This window comes from Pigmentiphaga litoralis, from assembly GCF_014651835.1.
In the GTDB taxonomy this organism is placed as follows: domain Bacteria; phylum Pseudomonadota; class Gammaproteobacteria; order Burkholderiales; family Burkholderiaceae_B; genus Pigmentiphaga; species Pigmentiphaga litoralis.
On record NZ_BMXQ01000001.1, the window covers coordinates 680,566 to 703,003 of the forward strand.

21 protein-coding genes and 1 pseudogene are annotated in these 22,438 nt (G+C 66.2%); 5 read left to right on the forward strand and 17 right to left on the reverse strand.

Features of this window, described 5'->3' with window-relative positions:
* Positions 1-75 precede the first annotated feature (75 nt).
* The 3 genes from IE116_RS02855 to IE116_RS02865 all read right to left on the reverse strand — a co-directional run bounded on the left by IE116_RS02855 (position 76) and on the right by IE116_RS02865 (position 3,283).
* Positions 76-624: a 3-phenylpropionate/cinnamic acid dioxygenase subunit beta gene (locus tag IE116_RS02855; protein ID WP_189609573.1), complete on the reverse strand. Its 549-nt coding sequence runs from the start codon at positions 622-624 to the stop codon at positions 76-78.
* A gap of 9 nt (positions 625-633) precedes the next feature.
* Entirely contained in the window at positions 634-1,974 is a 1,341-nt protein-coding gene (locus IE116_RS02860; protein WP_189609580.1) for an aromatic ring-hydroxylating oxygenase subunit alpha, read from the reverse strand.
* Between the two features lie 166 nt (positions 1,975-2,140).
* Entirely contained in the window at positions 2,141-3,283 is a 1,143-nt protein-coding gene (locus IE116_RS02865) for an AbrB family transcriptional regulator (protein ID WP_189609583.1), read from the reverse strand.
* Between the two features lie 58 nt (positions 3,284-3,341).
* Here IE116_RS02865 and IE116_RS02870 point away from each other — a divergent pair, with 58 nt between their 5' ends.
* Complete coding sequence (locus tag IE116_RS02870) at positions 3,342-3,977, forward strand: TetR/AcrR family transcriptional regulator (RefSeq protein WP_189609585.1); 636 nt, start codon at positions 3,342-3,344, stop codon at positions 3,975-3,977.
* 2 nt (positions 3,978-3,979) lie between these two features.
* Entirely contained in the window at positions 3,980-5,284 is a 1,305-nt protein-coding gene (locus IE116_RS02875; protein ID WP_189609587.1) for an MFS transporter, read from the forward strand.
* 117 nt (positions 5,285-5,401) lie between these two features.
* Here IE116_RS02875 and IE116_RS02880 read toward each other — a convergent pair whose 3' ends face one another.
* The 8 genes and pseudogenes from IE116_RS02880 to IE116_RS02915 all read right to left on the reverse strand — a co-directional run.
* Positions 5,402-6,247, reverse strand: coding sequence for an aldo/keto reductase (locus IE116_RS02880; RefSeq protein ID WP_189609589.1), 846 nt, complete (start codon positions 6,245-6,247; stop codon positions 5,402-5,404).
* 148 nt (positions 6,248-6,395) lie between these two features.
* Positions 6,396-7,955, reverse strand: a complete 1,560-nt coding sequence (locus IE116_RS02885) for an MFS transporter (protein WP_229827973.1) — start codon at positions 7,953-7,955, stop codon at positions 6,396-6,398.
* 106 nt (positions 7,956-8,061) lie between these two features.
* Entirely contained in the window at positions 8,062-9,348 is a 1,287-nt protein-coding gene (locus tag IE116_RS02890; protein ID WP_189609591.1) for an RNA polymerase sigma factor, read from the reverse strand.
* An 8-nt stretch (positions 9,349-9,356) separates the two neighbouring features.
* Entirely contained in the window at positions 9,357-9,824 is a 468-nt protein-coding gene (locus IE116_RS02895; protein ID WP_229827974.1) for a VOC family protein, read from the reverse strand.
* 73 nt (positions 9,825-9,897) lie between these two features.
* Complete coding sequence (locus tag IE116_RS02900) at positions 9,898-10,314, reverse strand: YciI family protein (RefSeq protein WP_189609593.1); 417 nt, start codon at positions 10,312-10,314, stop codon at positions 9,898-9,900.
* A 130-nt stretch (positions 10,315-10,444) separates the two neighbouring features.
* A complete protein-coding gene (locus tag IE116_RS02905) occupies positions 10,445-10,798 on the reverse strand; it encodes a YciI family protein (protein ID WP_189609595.1) in 354 nt (117 codons plus the stop codon).
* A 68-nt stretch (positions 10,799-10,866) separates the two neighbouring features.
* Entirely contained in the window at positions 10,867-11,823 is a 957-nt protein-coding gene (locus IE116_RS02910) for a bile acid:sodium symporter family protein (RefSeq protein WP_189609597.1), read from the reverse strand.
* A 456-nt stretch (positions 11,824-12,279) separates the two neighbouring features.
* Positions 12,280-13,047 (reverse strand): annotated as a pseudogene (locus tag IE116_RS02915) (exodeoxyribonuclease III); the annotation flags it as partial.
* A 257-nt stretch (positions 13,048-13,304) separates the two neighbouring features.
* Here IE116_RS02915 and IE116_RS02920 point away from each other — a divergent pair.
* Positions 13,305-13,844: a DsbA family protein gene (locus IE116_RS02920; protein WP_189609601.1), complete on the forward strand. Its 540-nt coding sequence runs from the start codon at positions 13,305-13,307 to the stop codon at positions 13,842-13,844.
* An 86-nt stretch (positions 13,845-13,930) separates the two neighbouring features.
* A complete protein-coding gene (locus tag IE116_RS02925; RefSeq protein ID WP_189609603.1) occupies positions 13,931-15,664 on the forward strand; it encodes an FAD-dependent oxidoreductase in 1,734 nt (577 codons plus the stop codon).
* Here the strand turns inward: IE116_RS02925 and ptrR are convergent.
* Entirely contained in the window at positions 15,654-16,526 is an 873-nt protein-coding gene (gene ptrR, locus IE116_RS02930; protein WP_189609605.1) for a putrescine utilization regulator PtrR, read from the reverse strand. The genes IE116_RS02925 and ptrR overlap by 11 nt on opposite strands.
* Positions 16,527-16,623: 97 nt before the next feature.
* Here ptrR and IE116_RS02935 point away from each other — a divergent pair, with 97 nt between their 5' ends.
* Positions 16,624-18,006, forward strand: coding sequence for an NAD-dependent succinate-semialdehyde dehydrogenase (locus tag IE116_RS02935; protein WP_189609607.1), 1,383 nt, complete (start codon positions 16,624-16,626; stop codon positions 18,004-18,006).
* 8 nt (positions 18,007-18,014) lie between these two features.
* On the opposite strand, the gene IE116_RS02940 is transcribed toward IE116_RS02935, so the two are convergent.
* From IE116_RS02940 to IE116_RS02960, 5 genes are all read right to left on the reverse strand, one after another.
* Positions 18,015-19,022: an asparaginase gene (locus tag IE116_RS02940; RefSeq protein WP_229828352.1), complete on the reverse strand. Its 1,008-nt coding sequence runs from the start codon at positions 19,020-19,022 to the stop codon at positions 18,015-18,017.
* Positions 19,023-19,271: 249 nt separating this feature from the next.
* Complete coding sequence (locus IE116_RS02945; protein WP_308428204.1) at positions 19,272-20,501, reverse strand: cytochrome c; 1,230 nt, start codon at positions 20,499-20,501, stop codon at positions 19,272-19,274.
* 262 nt (positions 20,502-20,763) lie between these two features.
* Positions 20,764-21,138, reverse strand: coding sequence for a c-type cytochrome (locus IE116_RS02950; RefSeq protein WP_229827975.1), 375 nt, complete (start codon positions 21,136-21,138; stop codon positions 20,764-20,766).
* 14 nt (positions 21,139-21,152) lie between these two features.
* Positions 21,153-22,115, reverse strand: coding sequence for a cytochrome c oxidase assembly protein (locus IE116_RS02955; RefSeq protein WP_189609615.1), 963 nt, complete (start codon positions 22,113-22,115; stop codon positions 21,153-21,155).
* The gene (locus IE116_RS02960; protein ID WP_189609616.1) at positions 22,112-22,432 is read right to left on the reverse strand and encodes a hypothetical protein; all 321 of its coding nucleotides are present in this window, start codon (positions 22,430-22,432) and stop codon (positions 22,112-22,114) included. Before IE116_RS02960 ends, IE116_RS02955 begins: the two co-directional genes overlap by 4 nt.
* Positions 22,433-22,438: the final 6 nt, after the last annotated feature.

Consider the following 22,438-nt stretch of genomic DNA (forward strand, 5'->3'; position numbering starts at 1 on the left):
GCGTGACATGGCGCAGGAGACGTCATGCCTTGGAAACAGCGGACCTGCAGCCCGAATGCGTGGTGGACGCGGCGCCTAGAAAAAGACCGTCAGCGCCTTGCCGAGCAGCACCGTCTGATCCAGGTAGATCTCGCGGCGCCGGACCTGCAGCCCGTTGTCGGTGCGCCGCAGGGTGTCGACACGCTTGCCGACGAACCATGCGACTTCGCCTTCCAGCCGGTTCTGATAGACGATGAAGCGGCACTTGCTGCGCACCTCATTGGCTGCCAGCGTCTGGCCTTCCGGTGCGCCAAGCAGGCGCACGTTGGTGATCAGGTGCGACGTCCGCGAGGCCGGCTCTTCGGCCCAATGGATGCCGGTGTTGATCTGCGCGACACGCTGGCGCAGCGTCTCGATGCCTTCGTCGAACCACGCGACGTCAAGCCCTTCGCGGGTGTATTCCTGTTCGCGGGCATCGCGCCGTACGTTGCGCACGACGGGCATCCAGTAGCGGATGTCTTCAGCAAGCAAGGTCAGCCATTCGTCGTAACGGCGTTCGTCCAGCAGGTCGGCTTCGCGATAGAAGAACTGTTCGATTTCCTGCTGTACCGAGGCCGGTTCGATGTCCAGATAGGTCTGTGTCATGTCTCGTCCTCAGTCGTTCGCGCCGGCCATCAGGTCGGTCCACGATGTGCCCGCCATGAAGGCAGCCCAGCGCACGTAATAGTTGCGATTGGTCTCTTCTGTGAATTCGCCGGTGGTGACGGCGCCCTTCAGCCCCGGAACCGGCTGCTCGTGGCCCATGCCCATCTGGTAGTTGTAGGCCAGGGTGCGGGCGATGGTGCCAGTGCTGGATTCGGTGGCATAGCACCAGTTTTCCATGTCGTCCGACTCGGTCATGCCGCCCGGGCCCGAGTACCGCAGGTAGTAGGCGCGCGCGGCTTCCTTCACGGCAGCAGGCGCATCCTTGTCGACCAGGTAGATGCGCCACATTTCGGTTTCGGTCGCGCTGATCGGATGGAAGACGGCGATGGTGCGCGGCTGGCGGCCATGGATCGCCATGTTCGGGAAGATGGTGCCCACGCTGTGCAGCACGCGCATTTTTCCGCCCAGGCGTTGTTCGCGGTCTTCATAGACCTGGCGGTAATAGGCTTCGACTTCCGGATACTTGCCGTACAGGGGCGCGTAGGGATTTTCTTCGGTGTACGGCGCGCGGCCGACCAGGCCATGCCCCAGGTTCTTGAACGAAATCGACACGCGGTTGGGGGTCGGATCGCGGCGGCCCTTGCCACCCGGGCCGATGCCCACGATATCGACCGAGCGATGGCTGATGTCGTGATACAGGTCGGCGTTGAAGTTTTCGGCGGCGGTTTTCCAGTTGCACGGAATGCGCCACTTTTGCACGCCACCAATCATTTCCGATCCACCTTCGCGGCCGTCGCGATGGTCCAGGGCGAAGTCCAGATACAGCCTCATGTCGCCCAGGTAGTCCTCGAACGAGGGGGCGTCGGCGTCCCATGTGGCCCAGATTGAGCCTTTGTAGTTCACCACCTTGGCGACGGTTTTCAGGCCCCAGGCCTGCTTGTCGAGTTCGGAAAAGTAGTGCGTCTTGTAGCCCGGCACGCCAACCAGTTCCCCTGCTTTTTCGACCAGGCGGCCGTCGGTGGAGTAGCTCCAGCCGTGATAGGGACAGGTGAACGTGCGGTTGTTGCCGTGGTCATAGCGGCACAGTTTCATGCCGCGATGCAGGCAGCTATTGAGCAGCACCTGGATCTCGCCCTGGCGGTCGCGGGTCAGGATGACGGAGTCGGTGCCCATGCGGCTGACGAAGTAATCGTCGGGATTCGGGACCATGCTTTCATGGCCGACGAAGAGCCAGGCACGACTGAAAATCTGCTCCATCTCCTGCGTAAAAATGGTGTCGTTGACGTAGACCTCGCGGCTGACAGTGCCGGTTTCGCCGTCGACGAGGTTGCGTAGGGACGCCTGGCTCATGCTCTTTCTCCGTGGTATCCGACGGATGACGATGCGACCGTCATCGTTCTGTCGTACTGGAGGCTAAGGTAGGCCGGGTGCCTGGCACTGTCTACGCATCGCCCGCCATACCCTCTATGGCTGGCGCGAATGACCGGGCGAAAACCGCGCTGCAGCGCGGTCTGGTCTAGCGGGTGGGCGTGTCCTCGATGCCGGATCGGCGCGCGATATACCGGGCAAGGCCGGGGCCGATCAGCAGGACGACCACAAAACGGCCAGTCTGCATGGCCATGACAAATGGCATGTCGACGTTGCTGGAGGCCGCAATGATGGCGACGGAATCCGCGCCCCCCGGGCTGGTGGCCAGGTAGGCGGTGAGCGGGTCGATGCCGGCGAACACGACGAGCATGACGGCAAAGCCGCCGCAAACAGTGATCAGCGTGACGACGGCGATCAGGACTTGGGGCAGCGTCTTCATGGCGTAGCTGAGGATGGGGCGGGTAAAGCGCAGGCCAATGCTCCAGCCCACCAGGCCATAGGCCAGCGCAAGCAGCCAGGGCGGCAGCACCAGCGTCATCCCGAACACGTTCTGCAGGACGATGCCAACCACCATGGGCACCAGTAGCGGGCCGGCCGGGATACGCAGTCGCAGCGCCAGCCACGCACCGCCCGCAGCCAGCGCAAGCGTCTTGGCAAAGTCGATGAGGCTCAGCGGCGGGAACCACAGGATGTGCGCGACCGGCGCAGTGGCCGCGACATTGGCGTCGCTGACCCAGAGGCGCGTCAGTGTGGAGGCGACGATGGCGACCAGCACCACCCGCACATACTGCATGAACGCGACCAGGCGGAAATCGGCGCCATAGGCTTCTGCCATCAGGGTCATGGCTGACGCCGCGCCAGGGAATGCGCCCCAGATGGACGTGGTGCCGGGCAGGACCTGCCAGCGGGTCATGAGCCATCCGATAATCACACTTGCGACAATCACCGAGCCCACGGCCAGGACAAACACCGGCCAGTCCTTGAGCACTTCACCCAGCAGCGACGCTGGAATGCTGTGCGCGATCATGCAGCCAATGAGGCCCTGGGCCAGCAGGAAGGGGCGCTTGGGCACGTTCAGCGTCCCGCCCACGTAAGCGACGATGATGGCGGCGATCATTGGCCCCAGCAGCAGCCCCGCCGACAGTCCGGCCAGCTCGAGCAGGGTCGCAAAGACAATCGACAGCAGGAGCAACGCCGCCCAGCGTTTGTGCGGGACGGGCGGCTTGCCATGCTCGGGCCCGCCGGCTGGCGTGTTCGGGGTCGGGGAAACGTGAGGTTGAATGGGGGACATCGCGGCACACGGCTGTGCGAGAATGCGAGGCTAGACTCGCAAATCAGGATTGTTGAGGATGCCCTCGCAAAAGTCAATCGCCGTGGCCACTGCGCGCGAACCCAAACGGGAGCGCGGCATGCAGCGCGTGGCCGCGATCCTGGACGCTGGCGCCGCGGTCTTTGCGGAGAAGGGCTACGACGCGGCGACGATGACCGAAGTTGCGGCACGATCGAATACGGCCATTGGGTCCCTTTATCGTTTTTTCCCGACCAAGGAAGTCCTGGCCGACGTGTTGCTCGCCCGCTACGGCGAGCGCATCCATGCGTCGCTCGACGCCATCACGGCGGATGCCGCGGACCTGGATGCCGCCCGCCTCGCGGATCGTTTGGTGGACCTGATGAGTACCCTGCGGTCCGACCGGGCGGCGGCGATTGCGTTGATGGATGCCCGTGGCGATGCCGACGGACGGCGCAGCCGCCTGCGGGCGGACATGCGCGCCAGTCTGGCCGGCATCCTGGCCGTTGCCGGCAAGGTGCCACCGGCCCAGGGCGCGCGGGTGGCGTCCACCTTGCTCAGCCAGATGCGCAGTGTCGGGCCGTTGATCGATGAAGAGGCGGCCGGTCTGCCGGGGCTGCTGAACGAATTGCGGACCATGTTGCAGTGTTACCTTGCCCACGTGTTCGACACGGCGGGCGCCAAGCGGAAGCCTTGACGATGTCGACTCCACCTGTTGTCACGACCGACGCGGCGGTGTCGCCGTCCGCCCCCAACGCCGCTGCGAACGCTGCGTCCGCGAACGCTGCCTCTGCCGCCGCGACCGCCGCCGAGCCGGAGCCCTCGCAACGGCGCAACCTGCACTTGCTGGTCGCCGCGCAGTCGCTGGGCGGCGCGTCCGCGCCCATCATCATTTCGCTGGGCGGGCTGGTCGGCCAGATGCTGTCGACCAACACGGCGTTGTCGACGCTGCCGGTCAGTCTCTACAACCTGGGCGTTGCGCTCTCGACCATTCCGGCGGCGCTCATCATGCGGCGCATGGGACGGCGCATGGCCTATCTGCTGGGCGCCGTGCTGGGTCTGGTATCCGGCCTGATCGCGGCCTGGGGCATCGCGCGCAGCGACTTCGTCATGTTCTGCGTGGGCACGACAATGGCCGGTTTCTATGGCGCCTGCGTGCAGAGCTATCGGTTTGCCGCGGCCGACATGGCGGCGCCCGCGTGGCGGCCGCAAGCGATCTCGCGAGTGATGGTGGGTGGGCTGATTGCCGCGGTGATCGGACCGCAGGTGGTGATCTGGACCCGCGATGCCTTGCCTGCTGCGCCCTTTGCCGGAAGTTTCTTCGGACAGGCCGCCCTGGCGCTGCTGGCCGTCCCGCTGATTGCCCTGCTGCGCATTCCACCACCCCCTGCCGTCACGGCCACCGGCTCAGGCAGGCCCTTGTCAGAAATCGCATTGACGCCCAAGTTCATTGTGGCGGTCACCGCCGGCGTCGTGACCTTCGGGCTGATGAGCTTCGTGATGACCGCCGCGCCGATTGCGATGGTCGGTTGCGGGCATACCGTGGGCGAAGCGGCGCTCGGCATCCAATGGCATGTGCTGGCCATGTTTGCCCCCAGCCTGTTCACGGGCCGGCTGATTGCGGCCATCGGCAAGTACGCGATGACGGCGCTGGGCCTGGTGCTGATCGCCGCCGCGGCCTTGATGTCATTGGGCGGACTCGATCTGTTCAACTTCTGGGGCGGCCTGGTGTTGTTGGGCGTGGGCTGGAACTTTGGCTTCATTGGCGCGACGTCCATCGTCACGGACTGCTATCGGCCTGAAGAGCGGTCCAAGGTGCAGGCGCTGAACGACTTCCTGGTGTTCGGCACGGTGGCGCTGTCGTCGTTCAGCTCCGGGCGCATGCTGGGCGCGGCCGGCTGGGATGCCATCAACCTGATGATGTTCCCGCTGGTGGCCGTGGTGCTGGTGATGCTGGGCGGGCTGCGCTGGCACGAAGGGCGTATGGCGGGGCGGCCGGCCTGACAGGGTGGCCTGACAACGCGGCCCGACAAGGCGGCCTGACAACGCGGCGTGCCGAGGCGGTCGGGCCTGAGTCCGCCCGCCTGACCCGGCACGCTGCGACGCCGTGCGACCTGCGTCCTAGAGCATCGGCAAGCCGCGAGGCTTGGCACCGCGGGGAAACGCCTTGTCGATCTGGATGATGTCGTCGTCGCTCAGCATGATGTCGCCAGCGCCCGCGTTGGTTTCCGTATGGTCTGCGGTAGACGCCTTGGGGATGGCAAACACGTCATTGCTTCGGGTCAGGAAAGCCAGCGCGATTTGCCGCGCCGTGGCGCCGTGGGCATCGGCAAGGGCGGCAAGCACCCGCCCGCCGGCGCTGTCCGGGGACGGAAAGGCATCCTGGCCGAATGGGCTGTAGGCGACGACCGCGATCTGGTTGTCCTCGCACCACGGAACCACGGCATGTTCGATCGCGCGTTCCTTCAGGTGGTAGAGCACCTGGTTGCAGGCGATGCGGCCGGGGCCGAGCACGTCGACCGCCTCTTCCAGATCATCCACGTCGAAGTTGCTGACGCCAAAATTCAATATCTTGCCGTCACGCTGCAGGTCTTCGAACGCAGCAAAGGTCTCTTCAAGCGGATAGGACCCGCGCCAGTGCAGCAGGTAGCAGTCCAGCCGGTCGGTGCGCAGGCGCTTGAGCGACCGCTCGCAGGCGCTGCGCACGCCTTGCTTCGACGCGTTCGACGGCAGCACCTTGGACACCAGGAACACCTCGTCGCGGCGGCCGTCGATGGCTTCGCCAACCAGGGATTCCGCGTCGCCGTTGCCGTACATTTCGGCGGTGTCGATGTGGCGCAGGCCCAGGTCCAGGCCGCGCTGCAATGCGGCGATGGCTTGGGCGCGGGGCGCAAGTTCAAGGTTCCAGGTGCCCTGACCGATGACCGGGACCTGGCGGCCGGTGCCGCCGAAGGGACGTTCTTGCATGATGGCTTCCTCATCTGGACTGCGGCGGACATGCTAGCAGCCCGTACGGCCGGGCTTCCAACGCCGTTACCATCGGTTGAAAGCCCGGCCCTGCACATCCGGCCCTGCACATCCGGAGTTGAAGCGCCCAAGCCTGGACGGACCGGCTCTAGGCCTTGGGCGGCATGTCGCGCAGGATCCGCGCGGTCAGTACGCCCGCCAGCAGCACCAGGACGCCGCCCACCAGCGCGGTGAACTGCAGTGCACTGACGAATGCATCCCGTGCCACGAACAGCAGCGCATCGGCGACTGGACCGGGCGCGGCCTGCGCGGTGGCGACGGCGCCACCCAGCGTGGCGAGCGAGGTGGCGCGCTGCTCCGCGGACAGGCTGGCCGGCAGGCCATCGCTGACCGCCATCCGGTAGATCAGCGTGCCCAGGCTGCCAAAGATGGCGATGCCGAGTGCGCCGCTGAACTCCGCGCTGGTCTCGGAAATCGCCGACGCCGACCCGGCGCGCTCGGGCGGCGCAGCGGTCACGATGATTTCATTGCCGACGGTGAACACGGGCGCCATGCCCAGGCTCATGACGATGGTGCCGGCGATCAGCGCGGGCAGGCCCCATGACGTGCCTGCCATCCACACCAATGCAAACCCGACGGACGAGGACAGCAGGCCCCAGATCATGATGGTCTGGGGTGCCACATGGCGCGAGAGCCGCGGCGACAGCAGGGACCCGAACACGAAGCCCAGGGCCCAGGGCAGCAGCGCCACGCCAGCCATCAAGGGCGACAGGCCCAGCACCAGCTGCAGATACTGGCTGATGTAGATGTAGACGCCGAACATCGCCAGGCAGGACAGGGCATAGGCCGTGATGGCCGCGCTAAAGGGGCGGCTCTGGAATAAAGCCAGGTCGAGCAGCGGATAGGCCAGCGTCTTCTGTCGCCGGATGAATGCGGTGCCGACCGCCACACCCGCGGCCAGCAGGGCAAGCGGCAGCGTATGCAGGCCATGCTCGGCGAGCTGCTTGAGCGCATAGATGATGCTGAGCACCGCGAACAGCGACAACGCCACGCTGACCAGGTCGATCCGGCCGGCGTTCGGGTCCTTGTATTCGGGCAACAGCGATGGCCCGACGATCAGCAGCAGCGCCATCACCGGCAAGGCCAGCAGGAACACCGAGCCCCACCAGAAGAACTCGAGCAGCACGCCGCCGACCAGCGGGCCGATCGCGCTGCCGACCGAAAAGCTGGCGATCCATACGCCGATGGCGAACTGCCGTTGCCGCTCGTCGTGGAACATGTTGCGGATGAGTGACAGCGTCGAAGGCGCCAGCGTCGCCCCGGCAATGCCGAGCAGGGCGCGCATTGCGATCAACATGCCGGCACTGTCGGCAAAGGCAGCCAGCGTCGACGCCACCGCAAAGAAGGCGGCGCCGATCAGCAGCAGCTTGCGGCGGCCGATGCGATCGCCCAGCGTGCCCATGGTGATCAGGAAGCCGGCCACCAGAAAACCATAGACATCAATGATCCAGAGCAACTGCGAGCTGGATGGATGCAGGTGTTCGCTGATCGCGGGCAGCGCCAGATTGAGCACGGTCAGGTCCATGGCATAGACCAGACAGGGCAGGGCGATGACGGCCAGCCCTATCCATTCGCGGCGGGTGGCCAGCGTGCGGGAGTCGGGCGGCGCGGCCGCATGATGCGATTCAGTGGGTGGTGCAGAGGTCATGACAAACACATTCAGGAAGTGGCGGCCACGTGCGTCCCGACAGCGGGACGCGGCGCGCAACCGGCAAGAGTGCCACATTTGAGGATGTCACACCAATGTGGCCGGGTCATGTCGGCGCGGCAGGCGACATGGCGGCCGCGCGGGCGAGCAGTGCTGCGCGTTCCCTGGCGTTGCGTGTCAGGGCGGCCGCATGTTCGAAGGCGACGCGCGCTTCGTCGGGGCGATGCAGGCGGGCCAGCAGGTCGCCACGTACGCCGGGCAACCACGGGTAATTGGCCAGCGCAGGATCGCGCGCCAGTTCATCCACCAACGCCAGCGCCGCCTGCGGACCCTCCGCCATGCCGACGGCCACCGCGCGATTCAAGGCGACGACAGGCGACGGCCATTGCATCATCAACACGTTGTAGATCGCAACGATCCGCCGCCAGTCGGTGGCTTGCGCCGTCGTGGCGCGGGCATGGCAGGCAGCCAGCGCGGCCTGCAACGCATAGGGGCCATCGCCACCGCCCAGTGCCTCGGCACGTTCCAGGGCCGCCAGGCCCCGCCGGATCAGCAGCGCATCCCATCGCGAGCGGTCCTGGTCGGCCAGCAGCACCGGCCGGCCGGCAGCGTCGACGCGGGCGGCGGCGCGCGAGGCCTGCAACTCCATCAGCGCCAACAGACCCTGTACTTCGCTCTCGTCGGGGGCCAGCTGGGCCAGGACACGGCCCAGCCGAACGGCTTCGTCGCACAGCGCCGGGCGCATCAGGTCATCCCCCGCGGTCGCGCTATAGCCTTCGTTGAAGACCAGGTAAATGACTTCGAGCACTGACGCCAGGCGCTCGGGCCGGGCCTGGGCATCGGGCACTTCGAACGGCACCGCCGCCGCCGTCAGCGTCCGTTTCGCGCGGACAATGCGTTGTGCGATGGTGGGCTCGGGCACCAGGAAGGCCCGCGCGATCTCGTCGGTCGTCAGGCCGCCCAGCAACCTGAGCGTGAGCGCGACCCGACCATCGGTGGGCAACACCGGATGGCACGCGGTAAAGATGAGGCGCAGCAGGTCGTCGCCGACGTCGTCGTCTTGCGCCGCCGCGACCGTGTCCGCCGGGTCGGGCGCCGACGCGCCGTACAGGACCTCCTGTTCTTGACCATACTGCTCGTTCTTGCGGGCATGCAGCGCCTGCTGACGCAGGCGGTCCAGCGCCCGGTTGATGGCCGTGGTCATGAGCCAGGCGCCCGGATTGTCGGGGACGCCGTCGCGCGGCCAGCGCTCGAGCGCCGCCACCAGCGCGTCCTGCGCCAGTTCTTCAGCGACGCCGACGTCACGCACGCGCCGCGCAACCGCGGCGATGACGCGCGCGGACTCGATACGCCAGACGGCGTCGATCGCACGATGGGTAGCCGCGGGATCCATGTGGCCTGTCAGGTGGTGGCCTGGTGGTCGGGGCTGCCCGATGCGGTCCCGGCGGGCGGGGGCGACTGCATCTCGGGCGGCGCGGCGCTCATGTCCATATACATCAGCTCCCAGATGTGGCCGTCCAGGTCGGTGAATCCGTGGGCGTACATGAAGCCATAGTCCATCGGCGGCTGGGGCGACGTGCCCCCTGCAGCCACGGCTTTGGCGACCAGATCTTCGACTTCGGCGCGGCTTTCACACGACAGGCACACCAGGACTTCCGTGCTGGTATGGGCATCGCTGATGGGCTTGGGCGTGAAGCCCTGGAATTTTTCGGTCGTCAGCAGCATGGCAAAGATGTTTTCGCCAAGAATCATGCAGGCGGCCGTGTGGTCCGTGAACCGGGGTTCAAAGGTCAGGCCCAGGGCGGCAAAGAAGGTCTTGCTGCGGGGCAGGTCGGTCACGGGCAGATTGACGAAGATGTGCTTGTGCATGGCGGTGTCCTTTGGGCGGGCTGGCGTGGGTAGGTACTGGCGGAATTCGGCGAGGTGTCGTTATCGAGCATGCTCAAGCTTGAGCGGCATCTGGCTGGGGCGGCCGGTGCTGCGTCAGGGCGGCGGGCAGGTCTTCGGCTTCGTACAAGGGGCGCACTTCGATCTCGGCACTGGCGCCTGCGCCCATGGGATTCGGAAATCGCCGTGCCCATTCCAGGGCTTCGTCGCGTGAGCGTACCTGGATCAGCGTATAGCCGGCCAGCAACTCTTTGGTTTCGGCAAACGGGCCGTCCATGACGGTGCGGCGATCACCCGCGTAGCGGATGCGCCAGCCGGACGCACTGGGCTTGAGGCCTCCTGCATCGAGCAGGACGCCCGCCTTGGCAAGGGCGTCGTGGTAGTCGGTCATGGCCGCCATCAGGGCCGTATCGCCAAACAGGGCGCTGGCTTCGGTCTCGGGCGTGGCCCGGACCAGGATCATGAAACGCATCGGGGTCTCCTGCAAGGCGGAAAGGGTCGCCTCTACTGCCACGACGATCGGGTGGGCCCGAAATCGACAGGGGCTCGACAGGAAAGCTGCGTGACCAGAAAAAAAACCGGTAGGCCCTGGTCGCGGCGGCTCAGAAGTAGCAGGGCGCGACTTCGCGGACTTCGACCGTGCACCATTCGGCCGCGGGGCAGGTGCCGGCAATCTCGACCGCTTCGTCGCGGGTGGCGCAGTTGAGCAGGAAAAAGCCGCCGACCATTTCCTTGGCTTCGGCAAAGGGGCCGTCGATCAGGCGCTGACGGCCGCCCCGTTTCTGGACCCGGACGGCTTTGTGTTGGGAGACGAGCGACTCGCCCGCGACCAGCAGGCCACGGCCGTGCAGATCGGCGCCGAAGCCAAGCATGCGGTCGTACAGGGCACGACCTTCTGCCTCGGTCCGTTCACTGCGTTGTTCGACAGGTTCGACGATCAGAAGCATGTAGGGCATGGCGGCGTGCTCGGCAGCAGGGCGGGACCCGATTCTTGCAGATTCCCGCCCGACGCGCAGCCCTGACGTTACGCCCGCGGTGTAGCGTCCTGGCGCGGTTCGTCCTTGAAGCGGCGGAACACCGTCGCGGCCAAAGGGCCCGAGATGTTGTGCCAGACACTGAAGATCGCGCTCGGGACCGCTGCCAGCGGCGAGAAGTGCGCGGTCGCCAAAGCCACGCCCAGGCCCGAGTTCTGCATGCCGACTTCGATCGAGATGGCCTTGCGCTTGGCGACGCTCATGCCAAAGGCCTTGGCCAGACCGTAGCCGATCAACAGACCCAGACCGTTGTGCAACACAACGACCGCAAAAATCATCAGCCCGCTGCTGGCGATGCGCGCCTGGTTGCCAGCCACCACGGCCGCGACGATGGCGACGATGGCAACCACCGAGATCAGCGGCAGCACCGCCACACCGTGCTGGACCCGCTTGCCCAGCAGGTACTGGGCGGCGACCCCAAGGGCGATCGGCAGCACGACGACCTGCACGATGGACCAGAACATGGCCGAAGCGCTGACCTCGATCCACTGGCTGGCCAGGAAGTAGATCAGTGCGGGCGTGACAATGGGAGCAAGCAGGGTGGTGACCGACGTGATCGCTACCGACAGCGCGACGTCACCGCGGGCCAGGAAGGTCATGACGTTCGACGCCGTGCCGCCCGGGCAGCAGCCCACCAGGATCACGCCCACCGCGACTTCGGGCGGCAGGTCCAGGACCTGCGTCAGGATGAACGCCAGCCCCGGCATGATGATGAACTGGCCCGCCACGCCAATGGCGACGTCGCGCGGGCGACGCACGACTTCGCGGAAGTCTTCCTTCGACAACGTCAGGCCCATGCCGAACATGATCACGCCAAGCAGCGGCACGATGTACTTGCCCAGCCACGTGAACTGCGCGGGCGCAAAGAAGGCGATGATGGCAAACAGCAATACCCAGATGGCGAAGGTGTTGCCGACAAAACGGCTGAGGCGGGCGAGGGCCTGCATGGATGATTCCTGTGACGGGCAGACGCGTGGCGCGGCAGGGGATGCCGGGCACGCAGGTCCGGGATGAACGGACGGCAGCAGGGCCGGTCCGGAAAGGGCGGTAGTGTACGCCGTGATGACGCAGGCCGCAGGCCGGGACGGTCAGCAGGCTGACGAACGGGCCGGTGGCGGCGAGCGCCGTCAGTCCGACGTCTTCCGCGCTGCGGTTCTTCTGGATGGCGCCTTGTTCGCGGAAGGGTTCGTCGCTGCCGGCTTCTTGACCGCCGTCTTCGTTGCAGACGTTCTTCCGGCAGACGCTTTTTCGGCTGACGTTTTCCTTGCGGGCGTCTTTTTGGCGGGCGCGTCGTCTGCAGCCGAGGTTTTTGCAGGAGCCTTCTTCACCCCGGCCTTCTTCGCTGCTGTCTTCTTCACTGCTGTCTTCTTTACCGCCGCCTTCTTCACCGCCGCCTTGTCCTCACCCAGCACGATCCAAGTCGGCGCGTGGTCGCTGGCATGCGGCAGGTCCCGCACCCATCGATCGACCCCGGCCGATTGCAGGCGCGGCGCAAGGTCCTTGCTCAACAGCAAATGGTCGATGCGCAGGCCTGAATTCTTTTGCCAATGTTGACGGAAGTAATCCCAGAACGTGTAAATGCGTTCATCGGGATACTGCGCACGCAGGGCGTCGGTCCAGCCCTGGTCCACCAGCCGCCTGAAGCATTCGCGGCTTTCCGGTTGCAGCAGCGCGTCCTTGAGCCATGACTTGGGGTTGTAGATGTCTTCGTCGGTGGGCACGACGTTGTAATCGCCCGCCAGCACGACAGGGTGGCCGCTGTCGAACAACGCTTGCGCGTGGTTGATGAAGTGCTCGAACCAGGCCAGCTTGTACTCGAACTTGGGCCCGGGCTGCGGGTTGCCATTGGGCAAATACAAGCATCCGATCAACACGCCATCCACCGCCGCCTCAAGGTAGCGGCTGTGCTCGTCATTCTCGAAACCCGGCAGGCCCCGCCGCGTTTCCACCGGGTTGCTGTCGCGCGCCAGAATGGCCACGCCGTTCCACGACTTCTGCCCATGCCAGATCACCCCGTACCCGGCGGCCCGGATCTCGTCCGCCGGAAACGTTGCGTCCGTCGTCTTCAATTCCTGCAGACACGCCACATCAGGCGCCTCTCGCGCCAGCCACTCCAGCAGCGCCGGCAGGCGGGCCCGGATCCCGTTGATATTGAACGTAGCAATCTTCATGAAGGCGCCAGATGAAAATAGGACAATACGATTGTGCCGCCACCCCCGCACCCGTAGCACAGCAACGTGTTACCCCATGCATCGACGCGCCGACCCAGGGCACCACCAATCGGGGGGTTAACGAAACCGGACATTGCGGCTATTCTCGAACAACGATACGCAAGCACACACTCCCACCAGGGACACCGCGGATCCGGCTTCGCCGGTCCGCCAGTGTCGCCCCTGGGGGAGGCGCGAAGCGCCTAGGGGGGCTCCACATGCCAGACCGCACCGCACTCATACCTGACAAGGCCATCGATCACATTATCGGTCCCGCGTCCGCGCCCGTCGTGATCATCGAATACGGTGACCTTGAATGTCCGAACTGCCGGACAGCACATGGCGCAGTCCACCAGCTGCTCAAGCGCCGCGCCGACGATGTCCGTTACGTGTTCCGGCACTTTCCGCTGCTGGAAGTCCATCACCACGCCGAACTGGCTGCCGAGGCCGCAGAAGTTGCTGGCGCCCAAGGCAAGTTCTGGCCCTATGTCGATCTGCTGTTCGAGCATCAATCGCATCTGGACCATGCGCATCTGGTCACCTACGCCGAAAAGCTGGAACTGGACATGCTCCGATTCAAGAGCGAGCTCGACGACCACGTCTATTTGCAGCGTGTGCAGGAACACATCGCCTTGGGCACGGCGCTGCGGGTACGCGCCACGCCAACGTTCTACGTGAACGGCGTGCTGGTCGACGTGTCCTTCGGCATGGAACGCCTCGAGCGCGCCATTGACGCCGCGCTGGCCGCGTCGCGCTGACAAGCCAGGCCACGCACCAGAACCAGCGCACACACAGCAGGGCACACACGCCAGCACCAGGACACCCACACCAGGACACGCCACGCATGGGTCTTACACCAGGTTCCGACTTTTCGCTTGCCGATGCCGTTCCGTTGGCCGAGCCCGTCAAGACGTCGACAAGTGCGTCGCGACGGCCGCAGATGTTCCCGATCCTGTCGCCCGCCGACATCGGCCGCTTGTGCCGCTTCGGCCATAAGCAACGCTGGCCCGATCGCGCCAGCATGTTCGAGGCCGGCAGTGCCGCGACCGGCATGCTCGTGCTGCTGGAAGGCAGCGTGCAGATCACGCAATACGACGGCCTCGGGCACTACGCCGATGTGGTCGAGCAGGGCCCGGGACAGTTCCTGGCCGAGATCGGCCAACTGGCCGGACATCCGTCGCTGGTGTCCGGGCGCGCCATTGGTGACGTTGAAGCCCTGGTGATCGATCCGGAAAGCCTGCGCGCGCTAGTCGTGGCCGAAGCCGACCTGGGCGAGCGCATCATGCGCGCGCTGATCCTGCGCCGGGTGGCGCTGCTCGAAACCAATACCGCGGCGCCCGTGCTGGTCGGGCCGCCGGGGCACGCCAACATGGTCCGCTTGCAAGGCTTCCTTGCGCGCAATGCGCATCCGCATGCCGAACTGGCCATGGATGACGTGACGGCGCTGGCGCTGCTGAAGGAGTACGGGCCGACTGCCGACCAGTTGCCGCTCGTTGTGTGTCCGGATGGAACCGTCAAGCTCAACCCGTCGGAGGCCGAACTGGGCCGCTGTCTGGGGCTGCTGCCTGATCTGTCGGGAGACAAGGTCTATGACATCGCCGTGATCGGCGCCGGACCGGCCGGGCTGGCGACCGCCGTGTATGCCGCGTCAGAAGGGCTGTCCGTCCTGGTGCTCGATGCGTATGCCTTTGGCGGCCAGGCCGGCGCCAGTGCGCGTATCGAAAACTACCTCGGTTTTCCGACCGGCATTTCGGGCCAGGCACTGGCGGGCCGGGCGTTCGTGCAGGCCGAAAAATTCGGCGCGCGGATCGCCGTGCCGGCGGTGGTGGAAGGGCTCGATTGCAGCGCCTGCCCGCGCCGCATCCTTATCGAGGGCAACCCGACGGTGCAGGCCAAGGCCGTCGTGATCGCCAGCGGCGCCAAGTATCGGCACCTGGCCGTTGCGGATTTCGCCCGTTACGACAACGCGGGGGTGCATTACTGGGCATCGCCAATCGAAGGCAAGTTGTGCCGCGCGTCGGAAGTCATGGTGGTGGGCGCCGGCAATTCGGCGGGCCAGGCCATCGTGTACCTGTCGAGCCAGGCCACCAAGGTGCATGTGCTGGTGCGGGGCGCGTCCATGGAAGCGACCATGTCCAGCTATCTGGTCGAACGTATCCGCGGACTGAAAAATGTGGAAGTGCACCTGCGCACCGAGGTGGTCGGCCTGACCGGCGAAGACGGCGAACTGACCGCGGTCACGTGCCGGCATCGCGATACCGGCGAAGAGCGGCACACCCCGGTGCGGCGTCTGTTCCTGTTCATTGGCGCGGACCCGAACACCGATTGGCTGAAGGAGTGCCCAGTGGCTCGCGACAGCAAAGGCTTTATCTTGACGGGCGCGCCTTCGGAAGATCCAACGGCACGCACGCCGCTACCGCTCGAGACCAACCTGCCGGGCATCTTTGCGGTGGGCGACGCGCGCGCGGGATCGACCAAGCGGGTAGCCGCCGCGGTGGGTGAGGGCGCTGGCGTGGTGGCGCAGATCCATGCCTATCTGGCCACGCTGGACGAGCACGCCATGCCAATCAGGTCGTAGGCGTCGCCGGATCCCCGAGCAGTCCGATCAGCGCATCGACGTTCGGGGTCCGCGCGCCGCGCCGCCAGACCAGCCAGGTCTGCGCTTCCCGAAACGGCGCTGCCAATCGATGGGCAATGACGTTCTGGCTGCCGTACATGGTATTGAGCATGCTCAACGGGACCAGGGCCAGTCCGCCACCCGCGGTGACGCAGGCCAGCATGCCGTGGTACGACTCCATTTCAAAGATCTTGCCGGGGCGCACGCCGTCGGCCGCAAACCAGTTTTCGAAGTGGCGGCGATACGAGCAGTTGGGACGAAAGGCATACAGCGTCGCCCCGGCCACATCGCTGGCGCGCGCGATGGGCGCATGCTGCTTGGGCGAGATGACGACCATTTCCTCCGGATAGACCGCCATGCCATCGAGCAGCGGGTGGCCGACGGGCCCATCGGTAAACGCCGCGGACAGGCGGCCCGCCAGGACGCCATCGATCATGTCGCCCGATGGTCCGGTGGACAGGTCCAGTTCGACCTTGGGATACCCTTGATGAAAGGCGGCCAGGACGGGCGGAATCCGCACGGCGGCCGTGCTCTCCATGGCGCCCAGCGTGAACGTGCCGCGCGGCTCGCTCCCCATCGCGGCCTGGCGGGCTTCTTCTGTCAGGTCCAGGATGCGGCGGGTGTAGTCCAGGAAGGTGTGCCCGACCGAAGACAGGCGCAGCCGCAGCTTTTCCCGGATGAACAGATCGACGCCCAGTTCTTCTTCGAGCTGCTTGAGGCGCGTGGTCACGTTGGACGGCACGCGATGCAGCCGTTTGGCCGCCGCGCTGATGCCGCCTTCTTCCGCCACGGCGCGGAACACTTCGAGTTGAGCCAGGTCCATATTCTTCCGGAGAGAACGTTTCTTTCCTTATTTTTCAATTTTCAGGAAGGTTGCACAAGCCTATTGTGGAGGCTGACCCCTGATCCGGAGCTTTCGCATGTCGTCGACACCCGCTTTTGCCTTGTCCATCAACCCCGCGACCGGCGAAGAGTTTGCCAGGTACCCGATCGAGTCCCATGAAAAAATCGATGCGTCCTTGAACCTCGCCGTGGCGGGGTACCGGACATGGAGCGCAATGCCGGTCAGCGACCGGGCCGAGGTCCTGCGCCGCCTGGCCAAGGTGCTGCGCGCGGACATCGACGCCCTGGCGGCGCTGGCCACCAATGAGATGGGCAAGCCGATTGCGCAAGCGAAGGCCGAAGTCGAAAAGTGTGCCGGTCTGTGCGATTGGTATGCCGAGCAGGGCCCCGCCATGCTGAACGACGAGAGCACCGCGATCGGCAAGGACGCCTATGTGTCCTACCTGCCAATCGGCGCCGTCCTGGCCGTGATGCCCTGGAACTTTCCCTTCTGGCAGGTGCTGCGTGGCGCGGTGCCCATCCTGCTGGGTGGCAACGCCTATGTGCTCAAGCATGCGCCCAACGTGATGGGCTGCGCCTACGCATTGCAGTCCGCCCTGAAAGAAGCGGGCCTGCCCGACGGAGCCTTCAGCGTACTGAACGCATCGAATGATGGCGTGTCGATGGCGATTGCCGACCGGCGTATTGCCGCGGTTGCCGTCACGGGCAGCGTGCGTGCGGGGTCCGCGATTGCCTCGCAGGCAGGGGCTGCGCTGAAAAAGTCCGTGCTGGAGTTGGGCGGCGCCGATCCCTTTATCGTATTGGCGGATGCGGACCTGGATGGCGCCGTCAAGGCCGCGGTGACAGGGCGCTTTCAGAACAATGGTCAGATCTGCATCGCTGCCAAACGCATCATTCTTGAAAAGCCGATTGCGCAGGCCTTTACCGAGAAATTCGTGGCGGCGGTCAAGGCCCTGCAGGTCGGCAACCCCATGGATCCGGACACGTATGTCGGACCGATGGCGCGCTTTGACCTGCGGGACGAACTGGCCGGGCAGGTGCAGGCGTCGGTCGAGGGCGGCGCGACCCTGCTGCTGGATGGCGGCAAACAAGAAGGCAAAGGCAACTACTTCGCGCCGGTGATCCTGTCGGATGTGCGTCCGGGCATGGTCGCTTTCGACCAGGAGCTGTTCGGCCCGGTGGCATCGTTGATCGTTGCCGAAGACGAGAAGGACGCTTTGGCCCTGGCCAACCACAGCGAATTCGGACTGAGCGGCGCCATCTGGACCACCGACCGCGAGAAGGGCAAGGCCTTTGCGCGGCGTCTGGAAACCGGCGGCGTGTTCGTGAACGGCTTTCCAGCATCCGACCCCCGCATTCCGATTGGCGGCATCAAGCACAGCGGCTATGGGCGCGAGCTGTCGCACTTCGGCATGACCGAATTCCTGAATGCGCAGACAGTGTGGGTGGACCGCAAATAATCAGGGGTCTAACGATCGAACGCGGCCCGCAATGACGCAGTGTCTTGCGGGCCGGCCTGCAGCAGCAGGATGAGCAGCAGCCGCGCCTTGTGCGCGCTCAGGTCGCCACCCGGGATCGCGCCCGCGTCGAATGTGGTCTTGCCACCTCCGACAAAACCGTACAGGGGCCGCACCCGTCCATTGGGGACGCGCGACGTGATCACGACCGGCACGCCACGCTGGATCGCATGCTTGACGGCTTCATACATCGACACGTTCATGTTCCCCATGCCGACTGCATCGACCACGATGCCGTGCACGCCGCGTTCAACGGCGTAGCGGATGTAGGTGCCGTCAGCGCCGCCATACATCGGGAAGATGTCGACCTTGGGAAAGGTGGTGGCCGTCACGGGCACCGTCATGCGCCGCAGCGGTGCGCGCGAGAACACCACGCGGTCGTCCCACACTTCGCCCAGAAAACCTGCGTCGCCTGACTTGAAGGTTTCGACGTTGCCGGTATGTGTCTTGGTCACGGAGCGGGCGGCGTTGATCTGCTGATTCATCACGACCATGACGCCCTTGCCGCGGGCTTCCGGGTCAACGGCGACGCGGATGGCGTTGAGCAGGTTGCGGGGGCCGTCGAAGTCGGCCGCCGACGCATTGCGCTGCGCTCCGACCAGGACCACCGGCTTGTCCGATACCACGGTCAGGTCCAGCCACCAGGCCGTTTCTTCCATGGTGTCGGTGCCTTGCGCGAGCACGACGCCGGTCACATCCGGACGGTCCAGCGTGTCCTGCACGCGGCGGGTGAGCCCGCCCCACCATTCCGCATTGAAGTAGTTGGCCGACATGTTGGCGACGTTGTCCACCTCGATCTCGGCATGGCTGGCGACGTCGGGGATGGTCAGCAGCAGGTCGTCGCCCGTGATGGCTGGCAGGATGCCGCCGGTGGCCGGATCGATCTTCATGGCGATGGTGCCGCCGGTGGCCATGAAGACGACGCGCGGCATCACGGCCCCGGGGCTTTCCGGAACCATGAAGATGCTGCGCAGCGCGGGCAGCAGAACGGAAAGAGGGCGCATCGAAGGTTTCCATCAAGGGTCGGGCAGGCGGGGCTACAGACGTTCGACCTCGGACACAGGGTCGCTGCCTGGCAAGCGGTCGATTCTAGCAAGCGCGGGCTGGCGGAGTCCGAGACTTTGGCCAGACGGGGCGCCGTGCCTGCGGCGCGCAATTGACCTGATGAACCGGCGATTAAGTGATTAACTGATAGAAGGATGACGACGTCATCGCTTGGCCTTGTCTTTCTGCAGGGCCTGCCGCAGCTTGGCCACGTCGCTGGTCGTGATCGGCTTGGCCTCGTTGCCCCAGGCGCCTCGCACATAGGTCAGGGCCTGCGCGATCTGCAGGTCGGTCAGCCGTTGCCCGAAGCCGGGCATGTCCTGTCGCGGCGGGCCGGTCCGGGTGACGGGGCTGCCGCCGCCTTCCAGGCTCAGGCGGATCAGGGACGTCGGGTCCTTGGCCAGCACCGACGGATTGCCTGCCAATCTGGGATAGCGCTCGGGCACGCCGCGTCCATCTTCCTGATGGCATTGCGCGCAGAAAGTACGATAAACGGATGCACCGATTGTTTCGCGGTCGGCCGCACGGTCGCCGTCAGCCGGCCCGCGCGCGGCGGTCCGCGTGGCATCGAACGCACCCGACGGGCGTTTGGGGGGCAGGCTCTTCAGGTAGGTGGCAACGGCCCGGAGGTCCTCGTCGGTCCAGTGCTGCAGGCTTTGTTCAATGGTCTCGACCATGCTGCCGTAGGCCGCGCTGCCATCGCCGTGGCCCGTGCGAAAGAAGCGGACCAACGCTTCTTCGCTGACCCGGCCCAGGCCGGATCCCGGATCGCCGGTCAGGTTCGAGGCATACCAGTGCTCGTTGACGGCGCCGGTCAGGTAGCGCCAGGACGACTCGTCGCTGCCGCGTTCCTGGAAGGCCGCGCCGCGCGGGGTGTGGCACGTGCCGCAGTGCCCCAGGCCCTGTACCAGGTAAGCGCCGCGGTTCCATGTCGCATCGCGATCCGGCTTGGGCCGGTAGACCTCGGTCGGCGCAAAAGCCCACTGCCACAAGGCAATCAGCGGGCGCTGGTTCATGGGGAAGGCCAGCGCGGTCTGGGGCGCTGGCAGGGCGACCGGTGCGACGCCGTGCATCATATAAGCGTACAAGGCGCGCATGTCGTCATCGGTGATCTTGCTGTAGGCCGTGTAGGGCATGGCGGGATAGAGCCGCTTGTTGCCCGGCGCGATGCCGCGGCGCATAACCCTGGCGAAGTCCTCGTAGCTATAGCGACCGATACCGTATGCCGGGTCCGGCGTGACGTTGCTGCTGACGATGTCGCCGAACGGCGTACTAAGGGTGCGGCCGCCCGCGAAGGGCTGGCCGCCATCCCGGGCGGTGTGGCAGGCGCCGCAATCGGCAACGATCGCCAGATACTTGCCGCGCGCAACCAGTCCGGCGTCCGCCGGGGACACAGCCGAAGACCCCGCCGAAGACCGCGGTGAAGACCTCGCCGCGGGCTCCGCCGCGAACGCCCCGATTGCCGGACCGGCGCCCGCCACCAGGCAGAGCATCACGACCCGCACCCACCGCCACCAGCTCATCCAAGGCATCCGTCCGGGCACCCGAGTTCGATCGACCGGGGAGGGCACGCCAGGCAGCGGTGTCCTGGCGGGTCGGGGCGGACGCAGTAAGGGGAAGCGGGCAGTCATATCGGATCGTTGCGGCATCGTGACGTCAGCGCGGCGCATTCAACAGGTAGGCGGCGATGTTTCGGGCATCGGTCTCGTTGACGCCAAGGTCGGGCATGGCGGTCCGCGGATCCAGCGCCTGCGGATGCTGGATCCACGCAATCAGGCCGTCTGGCGTGTTGGGCACATGCCCCGCGAGATAGGCGCGGTCCCCCAGGCCCTTGAGGGTCGGACCGACGGTGCCATGTGCGCCCGGCACCCCGCCGATAGCGTGGCACGCGCCGCAGCCGTAGCGCGCGATGGCGTCCCGCCCGGCCTGCGGAAAACCATGGGTCGCAATGTCGCGTTCGGGCAGGCGCGGCTGGCACCCCGTACACAGCAGGCACGCGGCAAGGGTTGCCGCGATACTTCCGAAGGTCAAGGACCGGCGCCGGGTCATCGTGTGCCTGCCGTCGGTCGCGCCAGCGGCGCCGCCGCGCCCGCGGCCAGGTCGGGCGGGCGCCGGTCCAGCACCCAGCGCAGCGCAATGGCCAGGCCGGCCAGGAAGTAGGCCAGACCGCCCGGCACCCACATGATCAGGCCGCCCAGTTGCTGGTCCTGCAGCGGATCGAAGCCCAGCGCGGTCGTGGGGGTGACATAGATCGGGTACCACAGGCCTGGCGCCAGCGTGAGCAGGGCGCCCAGGGCACCGGTGTGCATCATGGTGGTAAAGACCGAGAGCATGGCGTGGCCGTCGCCTGCCTGGCGATGGCGGCCCGCCAGCACCGTCCACCAGAAGAACAGTGCACTGATGAAAAAGCTGGCGTGCTGCAGCGTGTGGATGCCAGGCCGGGTCAAGGCCGCTTCGAACAGCGGCGGTGCATGCCAGGCCCACAAGGCAAGGGCATGGAAGACCCACGCAACCGCAGGGGACGTCAGCCATCGCCAGCTGCCACGCACGCCGGGCGCATGCAGGCCACGGCCGACGGCCGGGCGCCAGGACGCTGGCAGCGCCCACATCCAGACCGCCAGCGGCCGGCCCAGGACCAGCAACGGCGCCGCCAGCAGCATCAGCACCTCGTGCTGCACCATGTGGGCCGAGAACATTGCGGCGCCCAGGGCGTCGAGCGGCGAGACCAGCGCCACCACGGTCATGGCCCAGCCTGCCAGAAAGGCACCGAGCTGGCGCAGGCGGATGCCGCGCGCCCGGCGGCTGCGCGCCCGCAGCCGTGCATGGCCGATGCCGTAAAGCCCCAGCGTGACCCCGAGCAGCACGACGACCCAGGGCTCGAAGGTCCAGCCGATGTCCGGCATGCCGGTGGCATCCGGTGACAGGGTGTGGGCCGAGGCAACGCACGGCAGCGTCAGCGCTGCGATCGATCCGGTCCGCAGAAGGGGGGCAGGCCACCGCGTCATCATCGGCACGCCGACAGCAACAACGGCGGAATGGACAGGGCCAGCAGCGACAACGCCGACATGGCGCCGACGCACGTGCCGACCAACGCCAGGAAGCGCCGGTTGCCCGCCACGTTGGCGCTGGACGGGGCGCGCGCCCGCCATTGGCGCCACGCCATCACCGTCACGACCACCGAGAACACGAACCCGATCAGGCTGCATGCCAGCAGCGCCGCATTGGTCTGCCAGCCGCACGACACGGGCACCAGTGCATACATGATGGTCAGCGCGGTCAGTGCCGCGGTGGGCGCCCCCAGCAGGGCGAGGACAGTTGGCATCATCGTCTC